Below are 23,586 nucleotides of genomic sequence, written 5' to 3' on the forward strand. Positions count from 1 at the left end.
TCATGCGGTCGGGTCGTAGGCGTAAATCCACTCGTATTTTTTCGAAAGCCTTGGTCCAACGGCCATCAGCACCATCTGTGCCGCCAGTCGCATGGGACCGCGTAGGTGAAAATTTCGCGCGTTGGCTCCGGCGGCAGCCACAACCCGTTTAGCCCTTGGGCGACGGAGGGTTTCATAGGCAGCAAGAGCTTGCGTCACGTCGGATTGCTCTTCGAAGGAACGGGCCATGATCCACGCATCCTCTAGCGCCAGACAGGCGCCTTGCGCCATGAACGGCAAGGTAGGATGCGCCGCGTCACCCAGCAACGCCAGCTGCCCCACCTGCCAGCTTTGCGCCACAGGCCGCAGGAACAGGGCCCAAAGATGGGTTTCGGTCACGTCAGACAGAATATCACCCACTGGCCCCCCGAAATCGGCAAAACGCGCGCGCAGATCATTCGGATCGCCTTGCAGCCGCCAGCCTTCCTCTTGCCAGTCCGAGCGTTCCTCAATTGCCACCACATTCATCAGTTGCTGATCGCGCAACGGATAGGTGACGACGTGGCGGCCAGGCCCCATTGTCAGTGAGGCGCAAGGCATCTCCTCTCGTTCTGACAAGGGGATAGTCGCACGCCAGGCAATCTGATGCGTGAACTGAGGGGCCTCTGGCCCGTTCAGGGTCGGACGTATGGTGCTGCGGCCCCCGTCCGCCGCGATAGCACAGTCGCACCGCAAGCGTTCGCCGTCATTAAGAACGATTTCCGCCTCTGCCGGATGTTGGAGAACCTGCGCCACCTGCGCGCCCAGCTGGATAGTAACGCCCGCCTCTAAAGCCGCCCGGCGCAACAGGTCCAGCAAATCCGCGCGATGGTAATAGTAGGTCGGTCCGGCCGCCGGTGCGGGAATACGGCTTATTACTCGACCTTTGCGATAATCTCGCAGGATTGTGCCGTGCGATAACTGCCCGCCCTCGGGCTTATCCCCTAACACATTCAGCGCCCGCAAAACCGCAATGCCGTTGGCGCTGATCTGCAATCCTGCGCCAACCTCAGTCAGGGCCGGAGCCTGCTCAAGAACCGTGACCTGCGCCCCGCGTTGCCGCAGTGCCAAAGAGGCTGCCAGCCCCCCTATTCCGCCGCCGATGACATTGAATTTCAGACCGTTGATATCCATGGCACCGGCTTAACGCAAAAACGCCGGAGCAACAGGCCCCGGCGTTTGAATTATTACCAAAGTTCCAGCGATCAATCGTCGCGGTGGACCTTTTCGCGACGCTCGTGACGTTCCTGCGCCTCAAGCGTCATGGTCGCGATTGGACGCGCATCCAGACGTTTCAGCGAAATCGGATCGCCCGTCTTTTCGCAATAGCCGTACTCGCCCTCTTCGATGCGACGCAGGGCCGAGTCGATCTTGGCAACCAGCTTGCGCTGACGGTCGCGGGTCCGCAGCTCCAGCGCGCGATCTGTTTCCTCGCTTGCGCGGTCTGCAACGTCCGGAATGTTACGGGTGTTGTCCTGCAGCCCTTCGATCGTGTCGCGGCTGCCCGCCAATAGTTCATTCTTCCAATCCAGCAGCTTGCGGCGAAAATACTCAAGCTGACGGTCATTCATGAAAGGTTCATCTTCGGCCGGGCGATAATCCTCCGGCAGAAAAACTTCCTGCTTCATTTTTGCTCCCTCGGTATGGCCAGTAACGTCGGTTGCTGTTGTTTGACCTGACATTTGGCACTCCCTTCTGCGGTGCATGTATCCGACGCACGCACGAATGTCACTACACAAACGTCGTCTTAATACGTCACGTCCCCGGCATGTCTAAATATGAGACAAATAACAACAAAACCTTGTTATACTGTGGAAATTGTCAGGCGAAAATTAGGCGATCCCCAACAGACACGGCACCCGCCGGACGTCGAATCACGCAAAAGGGATTGGAGTCGTTACGAAAATCTGATCCCGCGACGCCGTGGCCCGCTTGTCAAAATCATCGCCTCTCTGTAACCCGAACAACACAGATTGCGCAAAACCAAACGAGGGGCCCATGACCGCACGTTTCCAAGGCACCGCCGAATATGTTGCCACCGATGACCTGACCATTGCGGTGAATGCTGCCGTGACGCTGGAACGCCCCCTGCTGGTCAAGGGGGAACCCGGCACGGGCAAAACAGAACTGGCCAAACAGGTGGCAGGCGCACTGGGGCTGCGCATGATCGAGTGGAACGTGAAATCCACCACCCGCGCGCAACAAGGTCTGTACGAATACGATGCGGTCAGCCGGCTTCGTGACAGTCAGCTGGGTGAAGAACGCGTGCATGACGTGTCCAACTACATCCGTAAGGGCAAGCTGTGGCAGGCGTTTGACGCCGACGAGAAGATTGTTCTGCTGATTGACGAGATCGACAAGGCGGATATCGAGTTTCCCAACGATCTGCTGCAGGAACTCGATAAGATGGAGTTCCATGTTTACGAGACTGGTGAAACCATCCGGGCCAAACACCGCCCCATCGTCATCATCACCTCGAACAATGAAAAGGAACTGCCCGACGCGTTTCTGCGCCGCTGTTTCTTCCACTATATCCGCTTCCCTGACGAGGCGACCATGCGCCGGATCGTCGAGGTCCACCACCCCGGCATCAAAGATGCGTTGCTGACCACAGCCCTGACGCAATTCTATGAAATCCGCGAAACGCAGGGGCTGAAGAAAAAGCCCTCAACCTCCGAAGTGCTGGATTGGCTGAAACTGCTGTTGGCCGAAGACCTGACGTCCGAAGACCTGAAACGCGATGGTGCGAACGCTTTGCCCAAGCTGCACGGTGCGTTGCTGAAGAACGAACAGGACGTGCATCTGTTCGAGCGACTGGCCTTTATGGCGCGCAGCAAACGCTAAACCTGTTGAGCATCTGGTGATCGCTGCTTGCCTTGGACAGGTCTGGCTGTCAGCATTGCAGGTGGCGGTCCGGTTTATCCGGGCTACCTAAGACCGGATCAGACGGGACCCTGTGATTGACTGACACTTTGACCATCCGCGCCTTGCGGCCCGAAGACCGCGCTGAATGGTCCGACATGTGGCGCGACTATCTGGCGTTTTATGAAACAACGGTCGCAGATGAGATCTATGACAGCACCTTCGCACGATTGCTGGGCGACGATCCGCACGATTTCTCATGTTTTGTTGCGGAACAAAACGGGCGGCTTGTTGGTTTGATCCACTATCTTTTCCACCGCCACGCGTGGAAGGTTGAATCCGTGTGCTACTTGCAAGACCTGTTCGCCCGCCCCCAGGCGCGTGGTTCCGGAGTCGGCCGCGCCCTGATTCAGGCGGTGTATGATGAGGCCGACCGACAGGGCGCTCCGTCAGTCTATTGGCTGACGCAGGATTTCAACCACACCGCCCGCAAACTTTATGACCGCATCGGCAAACAGACGCCCTTTATCCGGTATCAGCGCCCATGATGCGATGGGTGGCCCTTGTTGCAGGTGTGGCGCTGGCAGGCTGCGCAACGGTTGAGACGACCGAAGTACCGACCCGCGTGCAGGCGATTGAAGAGACGTTGCCCCCGGCCAAGACATTCACCCGCGCGTTCCCGATGCCACCGGGCCGGTCGAACGCCAATATCGCGGCGGATTTCGTATCGTTGCATTTCGCGTTGGAAGGCGGCGCAAAACTGCCGGTATTCACGCGGTTTGAAACGCCGATCACCGTGCGTCTAACCGGCTCACCTACGCCCTCGATGCAGCGCGACCTGACCCAATTGTTGACCCGCCTGCGCCGCGAGGCCGGGATCGACATTCAACAGATTTCGGACGGCACGGCCAACATCACAATCGAGGCCGTCAGTCAGGCAGAGATCCACGAAATTCTGCCACAAGCGGCCTGTTTCGTGGTGCCGAACTCTTCGAGCTTTGAAGAGTACCGCCGTAACCGGCGCAAACAGATAAGCAGCTGGAGCCGGCTGCGCAGCCGCGAACGTCTGGGCATCTTTATTCCATACGACGTCAGCCCGCAGGAAAAACGCGATTGCCTGCATGAAGAGATTGCGCAGTCACTGGGGCCGCTGAACGATCTGTATCATCTGCCGGATTCAGTGTTCAACGATGACAATATCCATACTGTCCTGACCGGGTTCGACATGCTGATCCTTCGCACGGCCTACGCGCCCGAACTGCGCAGCGGAATGACAAGCGAACAGGTTAAGGCCGCCCTACCCGGTATTCTGAGACGCCTGAACCCGCGTGGCGAGAACATACCAATGCAGCCGCTATCTGAAACGCCGCGTGAATGGATCAATGCGGTACAAAAATCCCTGCGCCCGCAACTGAATACGCAACGGCGCCTGCGGGCCGCGCAAAAGGCCGCGCGGATCGGTCAGGAACAGGGCTGGACCGATCATCGCCGCGCCTATCCCTATTACCTGATGGGGCGGATGGGTCAGTTCGACAAACCGCAGGACGCGCTGCGCAATTATCAGACCGCTTTGCAATACTTGCGCGCAACCCCCGGCACCGAAATCCATCAGGCCTATATCACTACACAGACTGCCGCTTTCGCACTAGCACTAGGCAAAGGCCCCGAAGCCCTGCCCGAATTGGATAAGGCCATCGACGTGATGATGCGGGCCGAAAATGCCTCGCAACTGGCGACATTGTTGCTTCTGAAATCCGAAGCCCTCAATCAGGCGGGCCGGACGGCTGAGGCACGCTCTGTCAGGCTGGACAGTCTGGGATGGGCACGTTACGGGTTCGGCTCGGAAACGGTGGTCCGGTCGCTTAATCAGGAAGTTGCGGAAGGATCCCCCAACAACAGAGGCGGATAACGCATGGTCGTAATTCTGGGAATGGCGATATTGGGGGCAATCCTTGGGGCGATGACAGCGCGCAAGCGCAACGGCACCGGTGCCGACATGGCGCAATATGCAGCCGGGTATGGCATTGCCTTTGCATTGGTCGGTCTTGTGCTGTCCCTTATACTCATACGTTTTGTGGTCTGACCCATGTTCCTGCCCTTTTTCGAAAATCTCAGAAAAGCGGGCATTCCCGTATCCTTGCGCGAATACCTGACCTTTCTTGAGGGCATGAAAAAGGGTCTGGCCACATATGATGTCGAGGCGTTTTATTACCTCGCCCGCGTGTCGATGGTGAAAGATGAACGCAACATCGACAAATTCGACTGCGCCTTTGCCGCCAGTTTTGAAGGGCTGGACGAGATCAGCTTTGAACAGGTTCTTGAGGCAGTCGACATTCCCGCCGATTGGCTGGCAAAGATGGCCGAAAAACATCTCTCAGAAGAAGAAAAAGCCGAAATCGAAGCCATGGGCGGGTTCGACAAACTGATGGAGACGCTGCGCGAGCGCCTCAAGGATCAGAAAGGCCGCCATCAGGGTGGCAACAAATGGATCGGCACCGCTGGCACCTCTCCGTTCGGGGCCTATGGATATAATCCCGAAGGCGTACGCATCGGTCAGGACGAGAGCCGCCATCAGCGTGCGGTCAAGGTCTGGGACAAGCGTGAATTCAAAAACCTGGACGACACGGTTGAACTGGGCACGCGCAATATCAAGGTCGCCTTGAAACGCCTGCGTCGCTGGGCGCGTGAAGGAGCGGCGGAAGAGTTGGATCTGGATGGCACCATCCGAGCCACAGCCGAACATGGTTATCTGGATGTGAAAACCCGCCCCGAACGCCACAACGCTGTCAAAGTGCTTCTGTTTTTGGACGTCGGCGGCTCAATGGACCCGCATATCAAAGTGGTCGAAGAACTGTTCTCGGCCGCCCGGACCGAGTTCAAGCATCTGGAGTACTACTACTTTCACAATTGCCTGTACGAAGGCGTCTGGCGCGACAACCGCCGCCGTTGGGATCAGAAGACCCCCACGCATGAGGTGCTGCGCACCTATGGCTCGGACTACAAATGCATCTTTGTCGGCGATGCCTCGATGAGCCCCTACGAGATCGCCTATCCAGGCGGCGCCAACGAGCACTGGAACCAAGAGGCCGGGCAGGTCTGGCTGCAACGCGCCCGCGAGCAATGGCCGTCAAACCTGTGGATCAACCCGGTGCCCGAGAAATACTGGGAATACACCCACTCAATCGGCATGATCCAGGAAATTTTTGAGGATCGCATGGTGCCGATGACCCTGGCCGGATTGGAGCAGGGAATGAAGGAATTGACGCGTTAAGTCAGGATCAACTGCTCGTTCGCGATTGACGCAGGTCGCGCAGGATTGCGTTTTCGATGGGTTACTCTGGCAGAGGAAAACTGGGCCGCGTTGGCGGGACGGATTGGTCTTTATTGGGCAAAATCCCGTAGAACAGGGCCGCCCAACCCATCACAGTTCCCAACACCAAAGCGGGAAACGCGACCAGAATGGACAGCGATTTACCCAACTGTGTTTCAAACCCCAATGGTCCAACGACAGCGATGGCCGCCACGCCAAAAACAAGCATAAGTGGGCCTGAACCCACAAAGACGATTAGTGCTTTTACAATGCCATCCGGATCAGCCAACCAATTCGGCGTTAGTTTTGAATTGGTCATTGCTACACTGAAACCGAGTGTAATCAGCGTGGCCAAAGCCATCGGTCCAATACTCATTCCCTGAGACCAACCGAAAGTCAGTGTCCAAGCAGCCATGAAACACAATAGAAGCCCGTATAATCCCATTGATCTTAGGCAAGCTCTGTACGCGCGAAAACAAAACTTCTTCATAATCAATTGAATCCTAGTGAATTTCTTACACCGTTTTCTCGCTATCCGGGAATTTCGACAAAAATTGGACGTCCGCTCTGTTTACTGCACAAATGTTTAAGGCTGGTTGCCTATTCCCCCACTCAGAGCCATATCTAGTGCATGCTTCGATTGACCCCGATCCTATTGGCGATTGCTTATGCCTTTGTGATGTACCGGATTTCCGTCTGGCGAACGCACCGAGAGCTGGATGCGAAATCGACCGAACTGGCTGATCCGGTGCTGAAACGCATGACTGACAGGCTGGCCGCCGCGCTCGAGATCGACCGGGTCCCGGTTTACATCTACGAGATCGACCCGGTGAACGGTCTGGCGGCTGCTGACGGGCGGATATTCATTACGCGCGGCTTTTATCGCAAGTTCCGTAACGGAGAGGTTTCGGCCGAGGAAATGGCCAGCGTTATTGCACATGAGCTGGGACATGTTGCGCTGGGGCATGCGCGGCGGCGGATGATCGATTTTTCCGGCCAGAACGCATTGCGGGCGGCTTTGATGATGCTGTTGAACCGGTTCATTCCCTTCATCGGCGCGTGGATTGCCAATATGCTGACCCACCTGCTGGCCTCGCGCCTGTCGCGCAGCGATGAATATGAGGCGGATGAATATGCCGCCGCTCTGCTGACCAAGGCCGGGATCGGGATTGGGCCGCAAAAGTCGCTGTTTCACAAGTTGGAAGACCTGACACAACAGCGCGCGGGTGTTACTCCGGCCTGGCTGATGAGCCATCCCAAAACGGATGAGCGGATTGCAGCGCTGGAAGCCCTTGAGCAGCGTTGGGGCGCGGGCGGTTAGCTTCGGGGCTAGCCCCACCGGGATATTATTAACCAGATGAAGTTGGATACGGCCTAATGGCTGAGCGCCTTGCCCAACCTTGGCAGACGGGCCTTTTTCATCAGCGCGCGCAAGGTCCATTGATCACCGGACAGCCGGTTGGCTTCGGCTAAAACACGGTCGGCGAGTTCCGCCATGCCGTCGGGGTCGTCCAGCAAGAACCCGTATAGCAGGCCGTCAGGATCGCGGCGTTCAAGCCCTTCTTCCGACAGAATATTTCTTGGGAAATCCTTGGCGTTCACGGTGACGATAACATCGGCCGAGGCCTCAACGGCGGTGGCGAGAACGTGAATATCGGCGCTATCGGGCAGCCAGAGGCGTTGTTCAAGCCCCGGATTGGCCGCGCGTTCGGCCTTAGGCCACTGCGCCTGCGTCAGGGCGATTTCGGCACGGGCCTGCGCCTCGCCTTCCGGGCCCAGTTTGCGGGCGGCGCGGGCCCATTCCTCGAGGATACGAGGAGACCAGATCGGCGTGAAGTGACTCAATCTGGCGGCGCCCAACAGCATCTCGCGCATCACCGTGGGGTAGATGACACAGGTATCCAGAACCGCCTTCACAGCCGGTAAAACACGGCTTTGAGATACCCGCTTTCAGCCAATTGCGGCAGTTGCGGGTGGTCGGGGCCGGCAAACCCCGTGTGGATCAATTGTGCCTGCCGCCCTGCCCGACCAATCCCGCGCGAGGACGCGTCGCGGAACCGACCCAGATCGGCCGCGTGTGAACAAGAACAAAGCCCTAGATAGCCGCCCGGTTTTACCAAGGGTGCGGCCAGCCGTGCGATACGCTCATAAGCGCGCAGGCCCGCGTCCAGGGCTTGTTTCGACGGCGCAAAAGCGGGTGGATCACAGATGACCACGCCAAATTGCGCGCCTTCTTCGCCCAATTTGGTCAGCACCTCGAACGCATCGCCCTGACGGGTTTCAAATCGATCCGCGCATCCCGAAGCCTCGGCACCGTTCGTCGCCAATTCCAGCGCCGCAGCCGAACCATCGACAGACAGGGCCTGCCCCGCGCCGCCAGCCAGCATCGCCAGACCAAAACCGCCCACATGGCTGAACACGTCCAGCACTTGCGCACCCGGCTGCACCAGCCGTGCAGCAAATGCATGGTTGGGGCGTTGGTCGTAAAACAGGCCGGTTTTCTGGCCTCCGGTAAGATCAGCCATATAGGTCGCGCCATTCATTGGCACCGGCAGCGGAGCGTCAGGCGCAGTTCCACGCAAGGTCTGGTTTTCATCATCCAGCCCTTCCAGTCCCCGAGTGCGGCCCGAGGCATTTTTCAGCACAGTTGTAACACCCGTCACAGCAACCAACGCGTCGGTCAGCGCTTCCAGATGCGCCTCGGCCCAGGCGGCATTGGGTTGGATCACGCAGGCAGCACCAAAGCGGTCGATGATCACGCCGGGAAAGCCATCCGCTTCGGCGTGGATCAGGCGGTAATAGGGCGCGTCAAACAGGCGTTCGCGCATGTCCAAAGCGCGGCGCAGGCGGGATTCGAACCATTCAGCATTCAGATCGGCGTCAAGGTCGCGATCCAGTACGCGGCACATGATTTTTGACTCGGGGTTCACGGCGACCAACGCAATGGGCGCGCGTTTGTCATCCTCCAGCACGGCCAATGCGCCAACCGGTATCTTGCGTGTACGCCGGTCGGTGACAATGTCGTTGGCATAGACCCACGGGAAGCCATGGCGCAGGCCGCGCGCGTTGGCTTTGGGTTTCAGGCGGATACGGGGGCGGTCGGTGGCTTGGGTCATGACGCCCTCATAGTGGTGAACGCGCCGGGGGAAAAGCCCTAGCGAGACCGGGACCGCCTGCCGCCGCGCCTCTTGGGTGTCTGAGCCGATTGTAGCCCTTCGGCCAGCACTTGTGTCATCGGATGATCGGCCTCTTGCGTGGCATAGATGGCGTGTAACGCAGTAAGGGCCTGTGTCTGATCGCGATCCGCAGGCAGGCTCAGCGCCCAGTCCAGAAAAATGCTGCGGCATTCGGGCAGCGTGATGCCGTCGATGCGGTACGCCTCGCGGATCAGGCCCTTGTGATCGTTTGGATCGTCATTGCGCGGCATCTCGCCCCTCCTCAAGCACGCGACCGATAATACCGGCGGCGGCGGTGTAACTGTCCTGCAGCGCGCCCTGCAGGTGTTCGACCTGTTCGAACCCGGTGGCCCGACACAGGAAAGCCGCGCCGCCCTCGCCGATCTTGTCCGCCTCGATCACCTTACCCGATAGCAGCCGGGCGGCGCATTGCACGGACCAGCATAAATCGTAACAATCCTTGAGCGTTTGCACTTGCACGACCTCCAGCAATCCGGCAGCGACAGTGCCGTCCAACCCGGACTGCACGTCGCGCTGTGTCACACCAGACAGTAGTGCCCCGGTTTCGGCCATCAGTTCGATATCCATCATCCGCCCGGCGCCGTTCTTGGCATCCCATATCCCCGCCGGGGATTTGGCGGCGGCCAAACGGGCGCGCATTTCGGACACTTCGCGCAGGACCTTCTGGCGGTCTTCAGGTTGCGCCAGAAAATCAGCGCGGAAGCTCTCGATATCCTGCGTCAAACCCGCGTCGCCTGCGACCACGTGGGCACGGGTCAGGGCCAAATGCTCCCAAACCCAGGCTTCGTTGCGCTGGTAATTGGTAAAGCTGGCCCAACTGGTCGCCACCGGCCCCTGATTGCCAGACGGGCGCAGGCGCATGTCGACCTCATAAAGCCGCCCCTGCGACATCGGAGCAGAGAGCGCCGTGATCAGCGCCTGTGTGAACCGGGCGTAATAGGTACGCGTGGCCAGAGGGCGCGGACCGTCCGACATGTCCTGATCCAGCGGGTCATAGATCACGATCATGTCCAGATCGGATTGCGAGTTGATCCGCCCTGCCCCCAGCGATCCCATACCCAGTACAGTCGCCCCGCGCCCCGGCGCAGGTCCGTGCTTCTTGGCGAATTGTTCAGTCACGCAAGGTAGGATCGCGGCTATAACAGCGCTGGCCAGTTCGGCATATTGCTGTCCGGCCTGCACACCGTCAATCAGGCCGCGCAGGTGATGTACACCGATACGGAAATGCCATTCCTTGCACCAGCGACGTGCGAAATCCAGCTGCGTTTCATAGTCCGTTTCCTGCTGCAGCGCCTGCTCAAGATCAGACTGAAGTGTCGTTTGCCCTGGCCAGTCGCTGAAGAAACTGCCCCCAATCACCGCGTCAAACACGGCGGCGTTATGGGACAGATGCGCCGCCAAAGCGTGCGAGGTGCCCACGATATCGACCAGCAGGTCGATCAGGTGGGGATTAGCCTCGAACAGGGAAAACAGCTGCACACCTGCTGGCAACCCTGCAAGAAAACCGTCCAGCGCCCGCAGTGCCTCGTCCGGTTTTGCAGTTTTCGACAGGCGCGAGAGCAGCTCGGGCTTGAGACGTTCAAAGATCCGCGCGCCGCGTTGCGAGCGTAGCGCTGGATAGGTCGTCCAGCGGGCCAGGACATTTTGGTCAAAATCGGCCTCACTGGCAGGTGCGGGCGTCGAAGATCCTGGGGCAAAGAACCCCTCGGTCAGCTCATGCACTTCGGTCAGACGACGGGTCAGATCTGCGGTCAAGCCGGCGCCATCGATCCCCATCAGGCAGGCAACGCGTTCGATCCCATCCGGTGATTGGGGCACCTTATGGGTCTGAGCATCGTGAACCATCTGAATGCGATGTTCGACCTCGCGGTGGGAGCGGTAGTGGTCGGTCAGCTTTTCGGCCACGTCCTGCGGTATCCAGTCTTTTCCGGCCAATGCAGCCAGACCGGGCACCGTGCCGCGCACGCGCAGGTCAGGGTCGCGACCTCCCGCGATCAACTGGCGGGTCTGGGTGAAGAATTCGATCTCACGAATGCCACCCTGCCCCAGCTTCATATCGTGGCCGGGAATGGTCAGCGTGCCGCCGGTGCCTTTGTTCTCGCGAATGCGCAGGCGCATGTCATGGGCGTCCTGAATGGCGGCGAAATCCAGATGCCTGCGCCAGACAAAGGGGCGCAATGCATCAAGAAAGCGTTGCCCGGCGGCAATGTCACCGGCACATGGGCGCGCCTTGATATAAGCTGCCCTTTCCCAGGTGCGGCCAAGGCTTTCATAATACCGCTCGGCCGCCTCGGTCGCCAAACAGACCGGGGTCACCGCCGGATCGGGACGCAATCGCAGGTCAGTGCGGAACACATACCCATCAGCGGTCTTGTCGCTGAGAGTGGCGCAAAAATTGCGCGTGGCCCGCACCATCCCCTGACGCGCATCGAAGAAATCATCGGGGTCAAAGCGGGTCTCATCAAACAGAACGATCAGGTCGATATCCGAGCTATAGTTCAGCTCGTGCGCGCCCATCTTGCCCATGGCCAGAATGATCATCCCGGCAGCGGTTTCCACATCGTCTTCGGTCATCCCCGGCAGCTTGCCGCGCCGGATCAGTGCCGCGATCTCGGCCTTGGCGGCAACATCCGCAGCCAGCGCGCCGAAATCCGTAAGCGCAGCGGTCACTTTCTCTAATGGCCACGCGCCCGCCAGATCAGCCAGCGCGGTCAGCAAAGCCATGCGCCGCTTGGCTTGCCGCAAACCGGATTTCAACTGATCCGGTGGTAAGGCACGCGCTGCATCCATCACATCCGCAAAAGCCTGATCGGGTTCTTGCAAGGCCGACGGCAACCAATCGCGTTCGTGTTCGATCAATCCCTTTAGGTATGGACTCGAACCCGCCGTCCCTGCAATCAGCTCCCCTTGTTCAGGCGTGATACCAGATACCGCATTCAGCGCTTCATCACCCAGCGATGCATCAAACGCCCGCGGAACACGGTGGATGGTCAGCGGACCGGTCATTGCGCCTCCAATGGAGTGTCCTGACTGAAACTGTTGACCCAGACGTCATGGCGGCGCTCCCACAGGGAAGAGATCAGCATCGCCTCCCAAGCATCACTGTCCGGGCGTTGGTAATCGGCACGATAGGACAACAGGACAATATCAGCGTTCAGAACCCGCAGTTTTGTCTCGCTCAACTCGTATCGCGACATCGTTGGCGCATCAGCGAATTGCCCGACATGATCATCGCGGTTAGCGAACCCGGTGGGATAGACCCCCAGAAAATCCGCGCTCAGCAACGCCCGGTCGGCCGAGGCATCGCCTTCAACCAGTGCAGTCCAGACTTGCTTTTCCAGTTCCAGAATTTCGGCAAGTGACGGGGCGGTTTTTCGTTCTTCGACAGACATTTTTGCAAACTGCTTTGTTCTCTGGGTGACGTCAACCAAACTTGGCCCCGACGCATAATGTAAACCTTTTTCACATCGACCCCTTGCAACCAGCCATCTGCTTCCCATCTTATCAATGTGAAAACGATTTACATCAACCCCGGAGACCCCAAATGACCGCACTGTCCGACCCCGCCGTCCCAGAAAATCCGGGATGGCTGCACCGCATCGAAACTTGGCTTGATGACAAAGGCAAAGGCGCCTGGATCGCCGTCATGGTCCTTGGTTTCATCTTCTTCTGGCCCGTTGGCCTGGCCCTGTTGGCCTACATGATCTGGAGCAAACGCATGTTCAGCAAATCCTGCAGCCGCCGCAAATCCTGGCACAGTCACATGAGCGCCATGAAACCCTCGGGCAACAGCGCGTTTGATGCCTATAAGGCGGACACTCTGGCGCGGCTTGAACGCGAACAACAGGACTTCGAAGCCTTCCTGCGCCGCCTGCGTGACGCCAAGGACAAGGCTGAATTCGACCAGTTCATGGACGAACGCGCCCGCGAAAACCACGACGAGCCCGAAAACGGCGAGCGCGCCTGATCAAACCTTGCCCTGTCCCGCCATCCGGGACAGGGTAATTTCCGAACAATATCCGGATATTACAACATGACCCACCTGCCCGACCCTGATACCCAGCCTGAGTTCTACCAGTCGGTAGCAACCAAACGCTTTGTCGCGTGGCTGTTTGATATCGCCTTCATTTCGCTGCTGTGCATCGTGCCGGTTTTCCTGACATTTGGCGCGGGGCTGCTGTTTCTGCCCTTGATCTATGGTGTCATCAGCTTTGTGTACCGCGTTGTTACCATCGCCAACGGATCGGCGACACTGGGCATGCGTTTCATGGGCATTGAATTGCGGGACGCATTCGGGTCCCGTCTGGATATGGGCAAAGCCGTGGCCCACACCGCCGGGTATTTCATCAGCATGGCGTTTTTCGTGGTTCAGATCATCTCGGTCATCATGATGCTGACCAGCGCACGTTGTCAGGGCCTGACGGATTCGTTCCTTGGCACGGTCATGATCAACCAGCGGGCTTAAATATCTGCCAATTGAATCACTTGGCGGCTCAGGGAACCGTTGTTATCATCCTGTGTCAGGAAACACGGAACCTTCATGCGACACACGCTGCCCATCGCGCCGCAATTTTATGTGACGGCCCCGCAACCCTGCCCTTACCTTGAGGGCAGGATGGAGCGTAAGTTGTTCACCGCCCTACAGGGCGAAGGTGCCGATCAGCTGAACAATTCCCTGTCGCAACAGGGGTTTCGCCGATCCCAGAATGTGCTTTACCGCCCATCCTGCACTGATTGCGCAGCCTGTCTGTCAGCCCGCATCGATGTGTCGGCTTTTCGCCCAAGCAAAAGCCAAAAGCGCACGGCCAAACGCAATGCCTACCTACAGCGCCGTGCAAACTCGCCTTGGGCAACTGATGAGCAATACGAACTGTTCCGCCGCTATCTGGACACACGCCACGCCGATGGCGGTATGGCCGATATGGATGTGTTCGAATTCGCTGCAATGATCGAAGAAACTCCGATCCGCAGCCGCGTGGTGGAATATGCCGACCCCGAAAACGGAGAACTGATTGCCGTCAGCCTAACTGACGTTTTGGATGACGGGCTTAGCATGGTTTATTCCTTCTATGACCCTGAACAGCCGCAAAGCTCTCTGGGAACGTACATGATCCTCGATCACATCGACATCGCGCGAGAGGCTGGCCTGCCCTACGTCTATCTGGGCTACTGGGTACCAGGCAGCCCCAAGATGGGGTACAAGGCGCGGTTTTCGGGGCTTGAAGCCTATATCCAAGGCAACTGGAAGCGTATCAACAATCCGTCTGAACTGGCGGACGGCAAGCACCACCCGCTATCCACCGCGCCGATTGCCGAGCAGGTCGCCAGTATTCAACTGCCCGACCGCCACCCGACCAAGGGCTAAACTTCCATGCGCCAAACACTATACGCCGTCACCCTTGTGGTGCCGGATTACGATGCAGCTATTGCGTTCTACACCCAAAAACTCAGCTTCACCCTGACGCAAGACGTTGACCTGGGCGGTGGCAAACGCTGGGTGCTCGTGTCTCCTCCGGGATCAGATACTGGGTCATTGTTGCTGGCGCAGGCAGACGGTCCAAACCAGTTCGCCGCCGTGGGCAATCAGACCGGAGGCCGCGTTGGCTTCTTTCTGCAAACGGATGATTTCGAACGCGATCACGCCGAAATGTTATCCAAAGGCGTCCATTTCGAAGAAAACCCCAGACAAGAACCCTACGGTTGGGTCGCCGTTTGGCGCGATCCGTTCGGAAATCGTTGGGACCTGATTCAGTTCACCTGATCTGCCTTCATCTGGCCAAAAAATTTCTCGGGGTTGAATTGGCCGCAGGCCAAGAAGGGGCTGGCCCATTCAACAATCCAAAAAGCAAAGGGGGCCAATTGGCCCCCTTTTCCGTTGGATCACAGTAACCAATCAATTCGGGATAAGATCCGGCACGATGGTCACAATCGACGGGAAGGACCACAGGATACCAATCCCCACCACCTGAATGATCACAAATGGTATGATCCCACGATAGATATGGCCCGTCGTCACCTCTTTCGGTGCAACCCCCCTCAGGTAGAACAACGCAAACCCGAACGGTGGCGTCAGGAACGAGGTCTGCAGGTTCACCGCCACCATGATTGTCACCCATTTCGGGTCAAACGACCCGCCATAGATCACCGGGCCCACGATGGGGATCACGATGTAGATGATCTCGAGGAAATCCAACACAAAGCCCAGGATGAACAGCACCAACATCACGATCAGGAAGACCGTGAACTCGTTGTCAAAGCTGCGCAGGAACTGCTGAATGTAATGCTCGCCGCCAAACGAGATCACCACCAGGTTCAATAGCTGCGATCCGATCAGGATGGTAAAGACCATCGACGTTACCTTGGCCGTCTCGCGCACCACAGGGGTTAGAACCCCGCTTGAGAACAGAACCCAACAGGCAAAGATCAGACCGAACAGCGCATAGAGGTAAGCCGCGTAGGCAAAGACAAAGGCGATCCAGCTTTCGACCGAGACATCGCCTTGATTGATGCGCAGATCGAAGTTTATGCCCATCAGCATGCAGATGATGACGGCGAAGGTCGACCAGATGATCACTTTCCCCGAACGCCCCTGATCCTGCAGCTTGCGATAAGCCGCCAGCATGATCGCCCCGCCGGCACCCAGCGCCGCCGCCGGTGTCGGGTTGGTAATTCCACCAAGAATCGACCCCAGCACCGCGATGATCAGAACCAGCGGTGGAAAGACCACACGGATCAGATCGTTGGTGGCACAGCGTTCAGCCGCGAACTTGCAGCCATAGATCGCCAGCGCAAACGGTATCGCCATGATCACGAAGGCCACCCCTGACGAGGTCGTCGGCGCAATCAGCAGCACATCCACCAGCACCATCAACAACAGGCCGATGGATCCAATGATCAGTGGTTGTGTGGATTGCGACGGTGCTATGCCGCGACCAAACAGCAAGGTCAGACCCAGCAGCACGACTATAACCGCGACACCAGTACCAATCGGTGCAGTAGCGGCAATCTTAGCCTCCTGCGCAGCGGCCAGCTCTTCTTCGGTCAGGCGCTGAGCCTGAGAAACACCGCCCGCCTCATCCAATGCTTGCTGCTCGGCCACGGCCTGATCCCAGGCGGATTGACCGTGCAGTTCGATCATCGAGACCTTGCATTCCTCAGATACGTTGGTGCGCAGCGAAGCGCCCTCACCGATATCCGAAAAGGCCGAGACAGTGATGTTCTGGCTGCCGATCACACCTGTGCTGCCCAGCAGAACGGCACCCACGATCAGCGCGACGGGCGCGCCCAGCAGCCACGTCAGGCCTTCACCGCGGGTGATCGGTTCACCGCCGCCGCCGCCCAATTCTACGGCCGGGGCTTTTTCGGGGTTCATCAACGCATAGCCAAAGGCATAAAGCGCATACAGCAAGGCCAGCATGATCCCCGGCAGCAAGGCCGCTTGGAACAACGTGCCGACCGAGACCACCGCAGGCTCACCCAGATAGGTCAGCGCGTCGGTACACCCGGCCTCAACCGCACGGGTTTCCTGCGCAGTTGAATACAAATCACCAGCCAGCGTGCCAAGCAGAACGATCACGATAGAAGGCGGGATGATTTGCCCCAACGTCCCCGAGGCCGCGATCACACCGGTTGCCAGTTCAGGCGAGTAGTTGTTTCGCAACATGGTCGGCAGCGCCAGCAAACCCATGGTCACAACGGTCGCGCCCACAATCCCGGTCGAGGCCGCCAGAAACGCGCCCACAACCACGATCGACACGGCCAGACCACCCGGCAACGGGCCAAAAACACGCGCCATTGTGGTCAGCAGATCGTTGGCGATCTTTGAACGCTCCAACGTGATGCCCATCAGGACAAACATCAGCACGGCCAACAGGGTTTCGATGGATTGCCCGGCCAGAACACGTTCGTTGATACGGTTCACAATGAACGAGACGTTGCGGTCCAGCGCAGTTTCCCAGCCAGAGGGGAAGACCGGCTCGCCAATGGTTGGCAAGTCCGGGTATCGGAAAACAGATATGGTGTCAGGTTTGACGCCCGAATTCACCAGATCCCGATAGGCCTGCGTGCCCGAGTCGATGGCCTGATGCACCAGCAACCCGGCACTGTCCAATGCCGCGATGATCCCGAATGAGATGATACCAGCCCCACCGATGGCAAAAGCCACCGGGAACCCGGAAAGGATGCCTCCGAAAAGGCAGAAAAATACGATAATGAGGCCTATCTCGACGCCATCAAGTCCGAATAGCATTGTCTGGTTCTCCGTCCCTAATGCGCGCCTTCGTAGGCTTCTTCACCCTCACCAAGGCTATCCTTGTCGAGGTATTTTCCAGCACTGTCCGGTCCTTCCACGTATTCAAGATACGACCGGTACAGGAATGCTATTGCTTGCAGGAAGACCAGCCCGGCAAAGGCCACCAGCATGATCTTGAACAAGAAATACGCAGTGAAACCGTTGGGGCTGAAGCCGATGGTTTCGACATTCCAGCGCATCGCCTTCGATTTCAGCAACAACCGCTCCAGCGTGTCACTGGCCGAGGGTTTCGGCACGATCAGGTGCCGCCACATGAAGTACCAGCCATACATCCAGACCAGCACCGCCAGCGGCATCATGAAGAACACCGAGCCCAGCATGTCGATCACCTTTTTGGTGCCGAACCGTGCCGGGGCATAGAACAGATCAACCCGCACATGCCCGCCCTGCACAAAGGTGTACCCTACACAAAGAGACACCACCAAAGCGTTGTAAAACTTCAACATTTCAGCATACCAACTGATGTCGTATTGCAGCGGAATACCAAAGGCGATCACGATGTCGGGGCGGGTGAAAATCCGCTGCATGATCACGATGATGATTTGCTGTAGCACCATCAGCAGACCGGCCCAGGCAAAGAAACGGCCCAGCGTGTTGGTGAACCCCTCAAGTCCGCGCACACACCCCCACATGAAGTTGTTGCGGACCATGCCGATGATCGTGATAACCAGAAAAACTGCAAAAACGGCAAAGAAGAACTCAACCGATCCGCCATAGTAGACGAAGCGCATGACAGCTTCTTTATCGGACCAATCCAGCCAGAGGCTTGGATGGGTCAGTGCGTAGCCAATGTTGTAGAAGGCTTGGGCCAGATTTTGCAGAACCCAGACAATCCCGCCGCCAACTGCGGCAAGAGCGTCGGTCAAACCAACCGAGCTGCTGTCGTCCATGATGTCCCTCACTCAGCTGAATACCTGTGACTTTCACCTTAGCAGGGGTCGCAGGATTCAGAGAATATGTATTGAAAAGAGGCCCCACTTTCGTGAGGCCTCTGAGATTTCCGGCGCCTACTTAGCCACCCAGGACGCGAACGCGCTGCTGGACGTAGTATCCATCCGACTTATTGATCCACGAGGCCGACGTCGCCAGCGACTCTTCGAACGAACCGCGGATATTGGCAAACAACTCGTCATTCATGTTCTCGTCCATGACCTCGGCGGATGCCTGGCCGAACGCGTCCCAGACGTCGTCCGAGAATTGTAGCGTTTTAACGCCCTGCGATTGCAGACGCGCCAGTGCGGCACCGTTGTTGGCCAGCGTTTCAGCCAACTGATAGTGGGTTGTGGCCATCGACGCATAGCGCAGGATCGCCTGCTGTGCCGGTGTCAGGTCATTCCAGACATCCAGGTTGACCGATGCGGCCAGACCCGAGCCCGGCTCATGGAAACCCGCGGTGTAGTAGACCTTGGCAACTTCCTGGAAGCCGGCGCGTTCGTCCGCCATCGGGCCAACCCACTCCAGACCGTCCAGCGCACCCGAAGACAGCGCCTGATACAGTTCGCCGCCGGGGATGTTCTGAACCGAGGCGCCCAGTTTGCCCAGCACCTTGCCACCCAGACCGGGCATACGGAACTTCAGACCGTTGAAGTCTGCGGCCGAGTTAATCTCGTTACGGAACCAGCCACCGGACTGCGAGCCCGAGTTGCCAGCCAGCAGGCCCTTGAGATTAAAGATCTGACCCAGCTCGTCGTGCAGCTCTTCGCCGCCGCCATGGTAGTACCAGTTGGTCAGTTCCTGCGCGGTACCACCAAACGGCACAGCGGTGAAATAGGCGTAACCGGGGTGCTGACCGATAAAGTAGTAGTCGGCCGAGTGGTACATGTCAGCCTGGCCCGACGACACGGCGTCGAACACTTCCAGCGCGCCCACCAGTTCACCCGGGGCCTTCTTGTCGATGGTCAGCTGACCGTCGGACATCTCGCCGACCATCTGCTCCATATAGCTGGCTGCGTCATCCAGAACGGCAAAGCCACGCGGCCATGATGTCACCATCGTCAGGGTCCGCTTGCCCTGCGCATATGCCGGTGCTGCCAGCGCGGTAGCTGCAGCCGCGCTGCTGCCTAGTGCCGTGGTTTTCAAAAATGAACGACGATCCATATAGTCAGTCCTCCCAAAGTCATGGTCTGCCTCTTGGGGCAGTTGATCGTTGTCGATGGGGCGGATCATATCCATGCAATTGAAGATGAAAATACCTACTACTACGTAGAAACGGTCATTCGTTGGGTCAAACCGCTGGATTCACCGCGATTTTTTACTCGGCACCTACCTATTCCCGGCATTGAACGGTCCGACTTTGCTTTTTTTGTGAAATTTGCCTATCGCAGAGATATGGGGAGATTCCGCAACGTCTTTCGACCGAATTACGCGCAAAAGCTGTCGCTGCTGGCAACACTGCCGCTGATTGTGGCCGTGGCGGCAATTGCCATTCTCGTCGCGCATCAGTCGCGCAAACTGGCCGAACGTGAAATCGATCAGCTTGAGGCACAGCTGATCGAAGCCAAAAAGGCCGAACTGCGCAACTATGTCACCCAAGCTCGCAACGGATTTTACTTTGTCTACGGCTCGGCCCAACCCGATGACCAGGCGGCCAAGGATCAGGTCGCGCAAATCCTGTCGGCAATGATCTACGGCGATGACGGGTTCTTTTTTGTCTATGACTATGACGGTACCAATCTGGTTAGCCCGCGCCAAACCGACCTGATCAACAAGAACTGGAGCGGCCTGACCGACAGTGAGGGCACACCAGTCGTGGACGAACTGATCCGGATCGCCCGACAAGGTGCGGGGTATCACACCTATCTGTGGCCCAAACCTTCGACCGGGGAAGAGGCACAGATGATCACCTACGTCACCAGCTTTCCCAGCTGGCAGTGGGCTGTGGGAACCGGGGTGTTCATTGACGACGTTGTCGCCTCGATCGCCGCAGCCCGGGCCGAGGTCGAGGCCCGTGTGCGCCGGACATTCTATTATATCGGCGGTATTACTTTGGCGGCAGTGCTGGTCGTTTTTGCCTCAGGCATGCTCCTGAATTTCCGGGAACGGCGGCTTGCGGATGCCAAGCTGAAGGAACTGACGCAACGGGTTCTCGACGCGCAAGAGGAAGAGCGGGGCCGAGTGGCGCGCGAACTGCATGACGGGATCAGCCAGATACTCGTCGGTGTACGCTACGCGCTGGACAATGCCCGGCGGCGGCTTGCGCGGGGCGATGACGACGGGGCCCACGCCCCATTGGACAAGGGGATCGAGCATCTCGGCACCGCAATCACCGAGGTGCGCCGCATCAGCCGCGATTTGCGCCCAGGTGTGCTGGACGATCTGGGCCTTGGCCCCGCAGTGAAGGCGCTGACCGACGATTTCCGCGAGCGTACGGGGATTGAGACCGAATTCTCGACCGTCGTGTTTCGAAACCGGTTGGATCAGGACGCCAAGATCGCCCTTTACCGTATCGCACAAGAAGCCCTGACCAATATCGAACGCCACGCCGACGCAACGCATGTTACAATTGATCTGCGCGGTCACAAAAAGGGTGCCACCATGCGCATCACCGACAATGGTCGCGGCCTGCCCCGCGAGGCTGAAGGCGTCAGCACCGGGATCGGGCTGCGCAACATGCAGGAACGCATCGAACAGCTTGACGGATCACTGCGTATTCTGTCATCACGCAGCCCGCACGGCGGCACCGTAATCGAGGTTACCCTGCCGCTTAGCCACTTGCTTCCGCCGCAGGAAGACGCAACTCCGAACCGAAAGGCCGGTACATGAGCGCACAGTCGATCCGGGTCCTGATCGTGGATGACCACCCGATGGTGGCTGAAGGGATTCAGTCGATCCTTGAAAGCTATCCCGACATCGAAGTGGTCTGCACACTTGGCACCGGGCAAGAGGCCGTCGATCAGGTAGCCGTTCTGTCCCCCGATGTGATCCTGATGGATCTGAACATGCCTGGCCTAGGCGGGCTCAGCGCCACCGAGATGATTTTAGAGCGCCTACCCGAGACCCGCATCCTGATACTGTCGATGCATGACAGCCCCGAATATATTTCGACCGCACTGAACCACGGCGCCAAGGGTTATGTCCTCAAAGACGTACCGACGGACGAGATCAAACAGGCCATCGACGCGGTGATGCGCGGCGAGCAATACCTTTGCACCGGTGCCAGCGGGTCGCTGCAGCCCAAACAAGACAGCGCACGTGAGGCGCTGACCGGCCGTGAACAGACCATCCTGCTGGAACTGGCGCAGGGAAAGTCCAACAAAGAGGTGGCGCAGACCTTGGAAATCTCTGTCCGCACTGTGGAAACCCACCGCAAGAACATCAAACGCAAACTGGGTATCTCATCCACTGCGGGCCTGACCCGATACGCGCTGGAACACGGAGTCTTGCAAGGCACCAGCCCCGGTTTCTAAACACGCCCGCAGCGCGCAGCGCTGCCCGGCCTAACCGGAGGAGATGCGCCGCAGGTGTATTGACAACGGGCGGGAGGGCCTACCCCCTCGGGCTGATATCCTGTCCAAAGAATACCAACGTCCCGTCTTCGTCGATAACGTGAAACTCGCGCTGCAGATAGGGTTGATCAAACGGCGGGCGCACGCGCCCTTCGGGCAGATCAGCCAATCCCGGCAGCAAGCCGTTGTACAAATCGTCGATTTCGTCGACGTCTATGTAAAACGACTGATCTTCTCCCAACGGGCGACCATCATCGCGCGGCGGGCATTCCAATAGCCGAATAGCCACGGACCCCAATGACAAAAAAGCGTAATTGTCCTGCTGAAACCCGCAAGAAAATCCCAAACGATCGCAATAGAAATCAATCTGCTTTTGCAGGGAGGAACACAGAACAAATGGCGTAAGCTGTATAATCTTAGGCATCGGACCCTCCGGTCGCTGAAAACCTCTTTATTTTAACCCCAGAATTTTCAGTCCAGCAATTGATCCTTTCGCGTCCCTTCACGCGCATGATGATGCGGTAACACACGCCCATAAAGCTGTCGTGTGCGTTCAACCCCGCCGCACATCCCTTCGGCTTCAACGAATGAGAAAATCCCAACGTATCGGGTGCGCGCACCCGTTACTGGGGCCACCCTGTGCAGCGCGTACCGTCCCTTGAAAATCTGTAGGTCCCCCGGTTGCAACTCCAGCTCTCGGACCCGTGCCCTGTCTCCGTCCAAAACCGAGGCCACGGACTTAAAATTTTCATCCTCGGCCGTGCGCAGGTTCGGCACATATTCAAAGGTGCCTCCAACTTCTCCGTTCTGGATGGCCAGCGTAACGGTGTAGTTGTTGGTGTCGAAATGCCAGGGAAAGCCCTGCCCCTCTTCGACCACGTTAATGATCACATCTGCCAGCGGATCATCATAGCGAAAGAACCGATCCTCGGGCTCGTCCAATGCGTCACGGACAAAAGGCATGAACCATTCATATTCGTAAATCCGCCGCAAAGGACCCGACGTGGGGAAATTATCTGCAGGAACAAAGGCGTTTGAGCGGTCATAAAAACGGCGTATCGGATGCCCGATCCCAAAGCGCGGATCATCCTTGGTGAAATAGGCGTTGGTCCTGTTGAAAGAGCGATGCGCTTGTGGGGCAACCTCATCCGCCTCGCGCACCAGCAACTCCAAACCGTCCTCATGCACAAATCCTGGCAGAACCGCGCAGCCGTCTTGATCAAGTTCTTTCCGCACATCTGCAATCGTCTGATCATAGCCCCGCGACCCGGGCCTATCGATCGGATACCGCCCTAGATCTATGAGGTCCTGCAACATTCTTCGCCTCCCTTATCTGTTCAACTGAGACCAGCGTGCCGCACAGAACCGGGTCGCTCATGTCAATTTTGGACATTGCCTTGACGCTTTCAGACCTGCCATTTGCCAGCCCAAATCATCATGAGC

25 protein-coding genes are annotated in these 23,586 nt (G+C 58.1%); 12 read left to right on the forward strand and 13 right to left on the reverse strand.

Going from position 1 to position 23,586, the window contains the following annotated elements:
- Together ACR0DL_RS06440 and dksA are read right to left on the reverse strand one after the other, a co-directional pair.
- Positions 1-1,152 (reverse strand): FAD-dependent monooxygenase, encoded by a 1,152-nt coding sequence (locus ACR0DL_RS06440; protein WP_480688165.1) that lies wholly within the window; start codon positions 1,150-1,152, stop codon positions 1-3.
- 71 nt (positions 1,153-1,223) lie between these two features.
- Positions 1,224-1,646 (reverse strand): RNA polymerase-binding protein DksA, encoded by a 423-nt coding sequence (gene dksA, locus ACR0DL_RS06445; protein WP_170348990.1) that lies wholly within the window; start codon positions 1,644-1,646, stop codon positions 1,224-1,226.
- A gap of 370 nt (positions 1,647-2,016) precedes the next feature.
- On the opposite strand from dksA, the gene ACR0DL_RS06450 reads away from it, so the two are divergent.
- The 5 genes from ACR0DL_RS06450 (at position 2,017) to ACR0DL_RS06470 (ending at position 6,151) form a co-directional block, all read left to right on the forward strand.
- Positions 2,017-2,862 (forward strand): AAA family ATPase, encoded by an 846-nt coding sequence (locus ACR0DL_RS06450; RefSeq protein WP_170358883.1) that lies wholly within the window; start codon positions 2,017-2,019, stop codon positions 2,860-2,862.
- A 116-nt stretch (positions 2,863-2,978) separates the two neighbouring features.
- Positions 2,979-3,428, forward strand: a complete 450-nt coding sequence (locus ACR0DL_RS06455; protein WP_480688167.1) for an N-acetyltransferase family protein — start codon at positions 2,979-2,981, stop codon at positions 3,426-3,428.
- Entirely contained in the window at positions 3,428-4,789 is a 1,362-nt protein-coding gene (locus ACR0DL_RS06460; protein ID WP_480688480.1) for a DUF2927 domain-containing protein, read from the forward strand. The genes ACR0DL_RS06455 and ACR0DL_RS06460 overlap by 1 nt, the downstream gene beginning before the upstream one ends.
- A gap of 3 nt (positions 4,790-4,792) precedes the next feature.
- Entirely contained in the window at positions 4,793-4,963 is a 171-nt protein-coding gene (locus tag ACR0DL_RS06465; RefSeq protein ID WP_170348993.1) for a hypothetical protein, read from the forward strand.
- A gap of 3 nt (positions 4,964-4,966) precedes the next feature.
- Positions 4,967-6,151: a vWA domain-containing protein gene (locus ACR0DL_RS06470; protein ID WP_480688169.1), complete on the forward strand. Its 1,185-nt coding sequence runs from the start codon at positions 4,967-4,969 to the stop codon at positions 6,149-6,151.
- Positions 6,152-6,212: 61 nt separating this feature from the next.
- Here the strand turns inward: ACR0DL_RS06470 and ACR0DL_RS06475 are convergent, their stop codons facing one another.
- Positions 6,213-6,566, reverse strand: coding sequence for a hypothetical protein (locus ACR0DL_RS06475; RefSeq protein ID WP_480688171.1), 354 nt, complete (start codon positions 6,564-6,566; stop codon positions 6,213-6,215).
- A gap of 255 nt (positions 6,567-6,821) precedes the next feature.
- Between ACR0DL_RS06475 and ACR0DL_RS06480 the strand changes: the two genes are divergently transcribed.
- Positions 6,822-7,511, forward strand: coding sequence for a M48 family metallopeptidase (locus ACR0DL_RS06480; protein WP_170358891.1), 690 nt, complete (start codon positions 6,822-6,824; stop codon positions 7,509-7,511).
- Positions 7,512-7,564: 53 nt separating this feature from the next.
- On the opposite strand, the gene ACR0DL_RS06485 is transcribed toward ACR0DL_RS06480, so the two are convergent.
- The 5 genes from ACR0DL_RS06485 to ACR0DL_RS06505 are packed head-to-tail and all read right to left on the reverse strand — an operon-like array spanning position 7,565 to position 12,779.
- Complete coding sequence (locus tag ACR0DL_RS06485) at positions 7,565-8,107, reverse strand: RSP_2648 family PIN domain-containing protein (protein ID WP_170549348.1); 543 nt, start codon at positions 8,105-8,107, stop codon at positions 7,565-7,567.
- Positions 8,104-9,306: an RSP_2647 family RNA methyltransferase gene (locus ACR0DL_RS06490; RefSeq protein WP_480688173.1), complete on the reverse strand. Its 1,203-nt coding sequence runs from the start codon at positions 9,304-9,306 to the stop codon at positions 8,104-8,106. The genes ACR0DL_RS06485 and ACR0DL_RS06490 overlap by 4 nt, the downstream gene beginning before the upstream one ends.
- Positions 9,307-9,344: 38 nt before the next feature.
- Complete coding sequence (locus ACR0DL_RS06495; RefSeq protein WP_480688175.1) at positions 9,345-9,617, reverse strand: hypothetical protein; 273 nt, start codon at positions 9,615-9,617, stop codon at positions 9,345-9,347.
- On the reverse strand, positions 9,604-12,393 hold the full coding sequence (locus tag ACR0DL_RS06500) for a [protein-PII] uridylyltransferase family protein (protein ID WP_480688177.1): 2,790 nt from the start codon (positions 12,391-12,393) through the stop codon (positions 9,604-9,606). The genes ACR0DL_RS06495 and ACR0DL_RS06500 overlap by 14 nt, the downstream gene beginning before the upstream one ends.
- Positions 12,390-12,779, reverse strand: coding sequence for a nuclear transport factor 2 family protein (locus ACR0DL_RS06505; RefSeq protein ID WP_170410180.1), 390 nt, complete (start codon positions 12,777-12,779; stop codon positions 12,390-12,392). The genes ACR0DL_RS06500 and ACR0DL_RS06505 overlap by 4 nt, the downstream gene beginning before the upstream one ends.
- Positions 12,780-12,931: 152 nt before the next feature.
- Between ACR0DL_RS06505 and ACR0DL_RS06510 the strand changes: the two genes are divergently transcribed.
- The 4 genes from ACR0DL_RS06510 to ACR0DL_RS06525 all read left to right on the forward strand — a co-directional run bounded on the left by ACR0DL_RS06510 (position 12,932) and on the right by ACR0DL_RS06525 (position 15,148).
- Positions 12,932-13,354, forward strand: a complete 423-nt coding sequence (locus ACR0DL_RS06510) for a DUF2852 domain-containing protein (RefSeq protein WP_170349002.1) — start codon at positions 12,932-12,934, stop codon at positions 13,352-13,354.
- Positions 13,355-13,420: 66 nt separating this feature from the next.
- Positions 13,421-13,852, forward strand: a complete 432-nt coding sequence (locus tag ACR0DL_RS06515) for an RDD family protein (protein WP_170349003.1) — start codon at positions 13,421-13,423, stop codon at positions 13,850-13,852.
- A gap of 75 nt (positions 13,853-13,927) precedes the next feature.
- Positions 13,928-14,752: an arginyltransferase gene (locus ACR0DL_RS06520; protein ID WP_170349004.1), complete on the forward strand. Its 825-nt coding sequence runs from the start codon at positions 13,928-13,930 to the stop codon at positions 14,750-14,752.
- 6 nt (positions 14,753-14,758) lie between these two features.
- Positions 14,759-15,148, forward strand: coding sequence for a VOC family protein (locus ACR0DL_RS06525; RefSeq protein ID WP_480688180.1), 390 nt, complete (start codon positions 14,759-14,761; stop codon positions 15,146-15,148).
- A gap of 132 nt (positions 15,149-15,280) precedes the next feature.
- On the opposite strand, the gene ACR0DL_RS06530 is transcribed toward ACR0DL_RS06525, so the two are convergent.
- The 3 genes from ACR0DL_RS06530 to ACR0DL_RS06540 form a co-directional block, all read right to left on the reverse strand.
- A complete protein-coding gene (locus tag ACR0DL_RS06530) occupies positions 15,281-17,635 on the reverse strand; it encodes a TRAP transporter large permease subunit (RefSeq protein WP_480688182.1) in 2,355 nt (784 codons plus the stop codon).
- Between the two features lie 17 nt (positions 17,636-17,652).
- Positions 17,653-18,588, reverse strand: a complete 936-nt coding sequence (locus tag ACR0DL_RS06535) for a TRAP transporter small permease subunit (RefSeq protein WP_170349007.1) — start codon at positions 18,586-18,588, stop codon at positions 17,653-17,655.
- Positions 18,589-18,709: 121 nt separating this feature from the next.
- Positions 18,710-19,795 (reverse strand): TRAP transporter substrate-binding protein, encoded by a 1,086-nt coding sequence (locus ACR0DL_RS06540; RefSeq protein WP_170349008.1) that lies wholly within the window; start codon positions 19,793-19,795, stop codon positions 18,710-18,712.
- Between the two features lie 231 nt (positions 19,796-20,026).
- Between ACR0DL_RS06540 and ACR0DL_RS06545 the strand changes: the two genes are divergently transcribed.
- Together ACR0DL_RS06545 and ACR0DL_RS06550 are read left to right on the forward strand one after the other, a co-directional pair.
- Positions 20,027-21,460: a cache domain-containing protein gene (locus ACR0DL_RS06545; protein ID WP_170349423.1), complete on the forward strand. Its 1,434-nt coding sequence runs from the start codon at positions 20,027-20,029 to the stop codon at positions 21,458-21,460.
- A complete protein-coding gene (locus tag ACR0DL_RS06550; protein WP_480688184.1) occupies positions 21,457-22,104 on the forward strand; it encodes a response regulator transcription factor in 648 nt (215 codons plus the stop codon). Before ACR0DL_RS06545 ends, ACR0DL_RS06550 begins: the two co-directional genes overlap by 4 nt.
- A gap of 79 nt (positions 22,105-22,183) precedes the next feature.
- Here ACR0DL_RS06550 and ACR0DL_RS06555 read toward each other — a convergent pair whose 3' ends face one another.
- The gene (locus ACR0DL_RS06555) at positions 22,184-22,567 is read right to left on the reverse strand and encodes a bleomycin resistance protein (protein ID WP_480688186.1); all 384 of its coding nucleotides are present in this window, start codon (positions 22,565-22,567) and stop codon (positions 22,184-22,186) included.
- A 47-nt stretch (positions 22,568-22,614) separates the two neighbouring features.
- Positions 22,615-23,460 carry a HalD/BesD family halogenase gene (locus ACR0DL_RS06560; protein WP_480688188.1) on the reverse strand — a complete coding sequence of 282 codons (846 nt, stop codon included), beginning with the start codon at positions 23,458-23,460 and terminating at the stop codon, positions 22,615-22,617.
- Positions 23,461-23,586: the final 126 nt, after the last annotated feature.

The sequence above is a fragment of the Ruegeria sp. BB5 genome (genome assembly GCF_056539405.1).

Bases quoted from the DNA above. Each gene is read 5' to 3' on its own strand.
- ACR0DL_RS06530 (WP_480688182.1), bottom strand. From the start codon at position 17,635: ATGCTATTCGGACTTGATGGCGTCGAGATAGGCCTCATTATCGTATTT.
- ACR0DL_RS06560 (WP_480688188.1), bottom strand. From the start codon at position 23,460: ATGTTGCAGGACCTCATAGATCTAGGGCGGTATCCGATCGATAGGCCC.
- ACR0DL_RS06540 (WP_170349008.1), bottom strand. From the start codon at position 19,795: ATGGATCGTCGTTCATTTTTGAAAACCACGGCACTAGGCAGCAGCGCG.
- ACR0DL_RS06465 (WP_170348993.1), top strand. From the start codon at position 4,793: ATGGTCGTAATTCTGGGAATGGCGATATTGGGGGCAATCCTTGGGGCG.
- ACR0DL_RS06525 (WP_480688180.1), top strand. From the start codon at position 14,759: ATGCGCCAAACACTATACGCCGTCACCCTTGTGGTGCCGGATTACGAT.
- ACR0DL_RS06500 (WP_480688177.1), bottom strand. From the start codon at position 12,393: ATGACCGGTCCGCTGACCATCCACCGTGTTCCGCGGGCGTTTGATGCA.
- dksA (WP_170348990.1), bottom strand. From the start codon at position 1,646: ATGAAGCAGGAAGTTTTTCTGCCGGAGGATTATCGCCCGGCCGAAGAT.
- ACR0DL_RS06545 (WP_170349423.1), top strand. From the start codon at position 20,027: ATGGGGAGATTCCGCAACGTCTTTCGACCGAATTACGCGCAAAAGCTG.
- ACR0DL_RS06475 (WP_480688171.1), bottom strand. From the start codon at position 6,566: ATGAGTATTGGACCGATGGCTTTGGCCACGCTGATTACACTCGGTTTC.
- ACR0DL_RS06505 (WP_170410180.1), bottom strand. From the start codon at position 12,779: ATGTCTGTCGAAGAACGAAAAACCGCCCCGTCACTTGCCGAAATTCTG.
- ACR0DL_RS06490 (WP_480688173.1), bottom strand. From the start codon at position 9,306: ATGACCCAAGCCACCGACCGCCCCCGTATCCGCCTGAAACCCAAAGCC.
- ACR0DL_RS06515 (WP_170349003.1), top strand. From the start codon at position 13,421: ATGACCCACCTGCCCGACCCTGATACCCAGCCTGAGTTCTACCAGTCG.
- ACR0DL_RS06510 (WP_170349002.1), top strand. From the start codon at position 12,932: ATGACCGCACTGTCCGACCCCGCCGTCCCAGAAAATCCGGGATGGCTG.
- ACR0DL_RS06480 (WP_170358891.1), top strand. From the start codon at position 6,822: ATGCTTCGATTGACCCCGATCCTATTGGCGATTGCTTATGCCTTTGTG.
- ACR0DL_RS06535 (WP_170349007.1), bottom strand. From the start codon at position 18,588: ATGGACGACAGCAGCTCGGTTGGTTTGACCGACGCTCTTGCCGCAGTT.
- ACR0DL_RS06460 (WP_480688480.1), top strand. From the start codon at position 3,428: ATGCGATGGGTGGCCCTTGTTGCAGGTGTGGCGCTGGCAGGCTGCGCA.
- ACR0DL_RS06520 (WP_170349004.1), top strand. From the start codon at position 13,928: ATGCGACACACGCTGCCCATCGCGCCGCAATTTTATGTGACGGCCCCG.
- ACR0DL_RS06550 (WP_480688184.1), top strand. From the start codon at position 21,457: ATGAGCGCACAGTCGATCCGGGTCCTGATCGTGGATGACCACCCGATG.
- ACR0DL_RS06555 (WP_480688186.1), bottom strand. From the start codon at position 22,567: ATGCCTAAGATTATACAGCTTACGCCATTTGTTCTGTGTTCCTCCCTG.
- ACR0DL_RS06495 (WP_480688175.1), bottom strand. From the start codon at position 9,617: ATGCCGCGCAATGACGATCCAAACGATCACAAGGGCCTGATCCGCGAG.
- ACR0DL_RS06450 (WP_170358883.1), top strand. From the start codon at position 2,017: ATGACCGCACGTTTCCAAGGCACCGCCGAATATGTTGCCACCGATGAC.
- ACR0DL_RS06440 (WP_480688165.1), bottom strand. From the start codon at position 1,152: ATGGATATCAACGGTCTGAAATTCAATGTCATCGGCGGCGGAATAGGG.
- ACR0DL_RS06470 (WP_480688169.1), top strand. From the start codon at position 4,967: ATGTTCCTGCCCTTTTTCGAAAATCTCAGAAAAGCGGGCATTCCCGTA.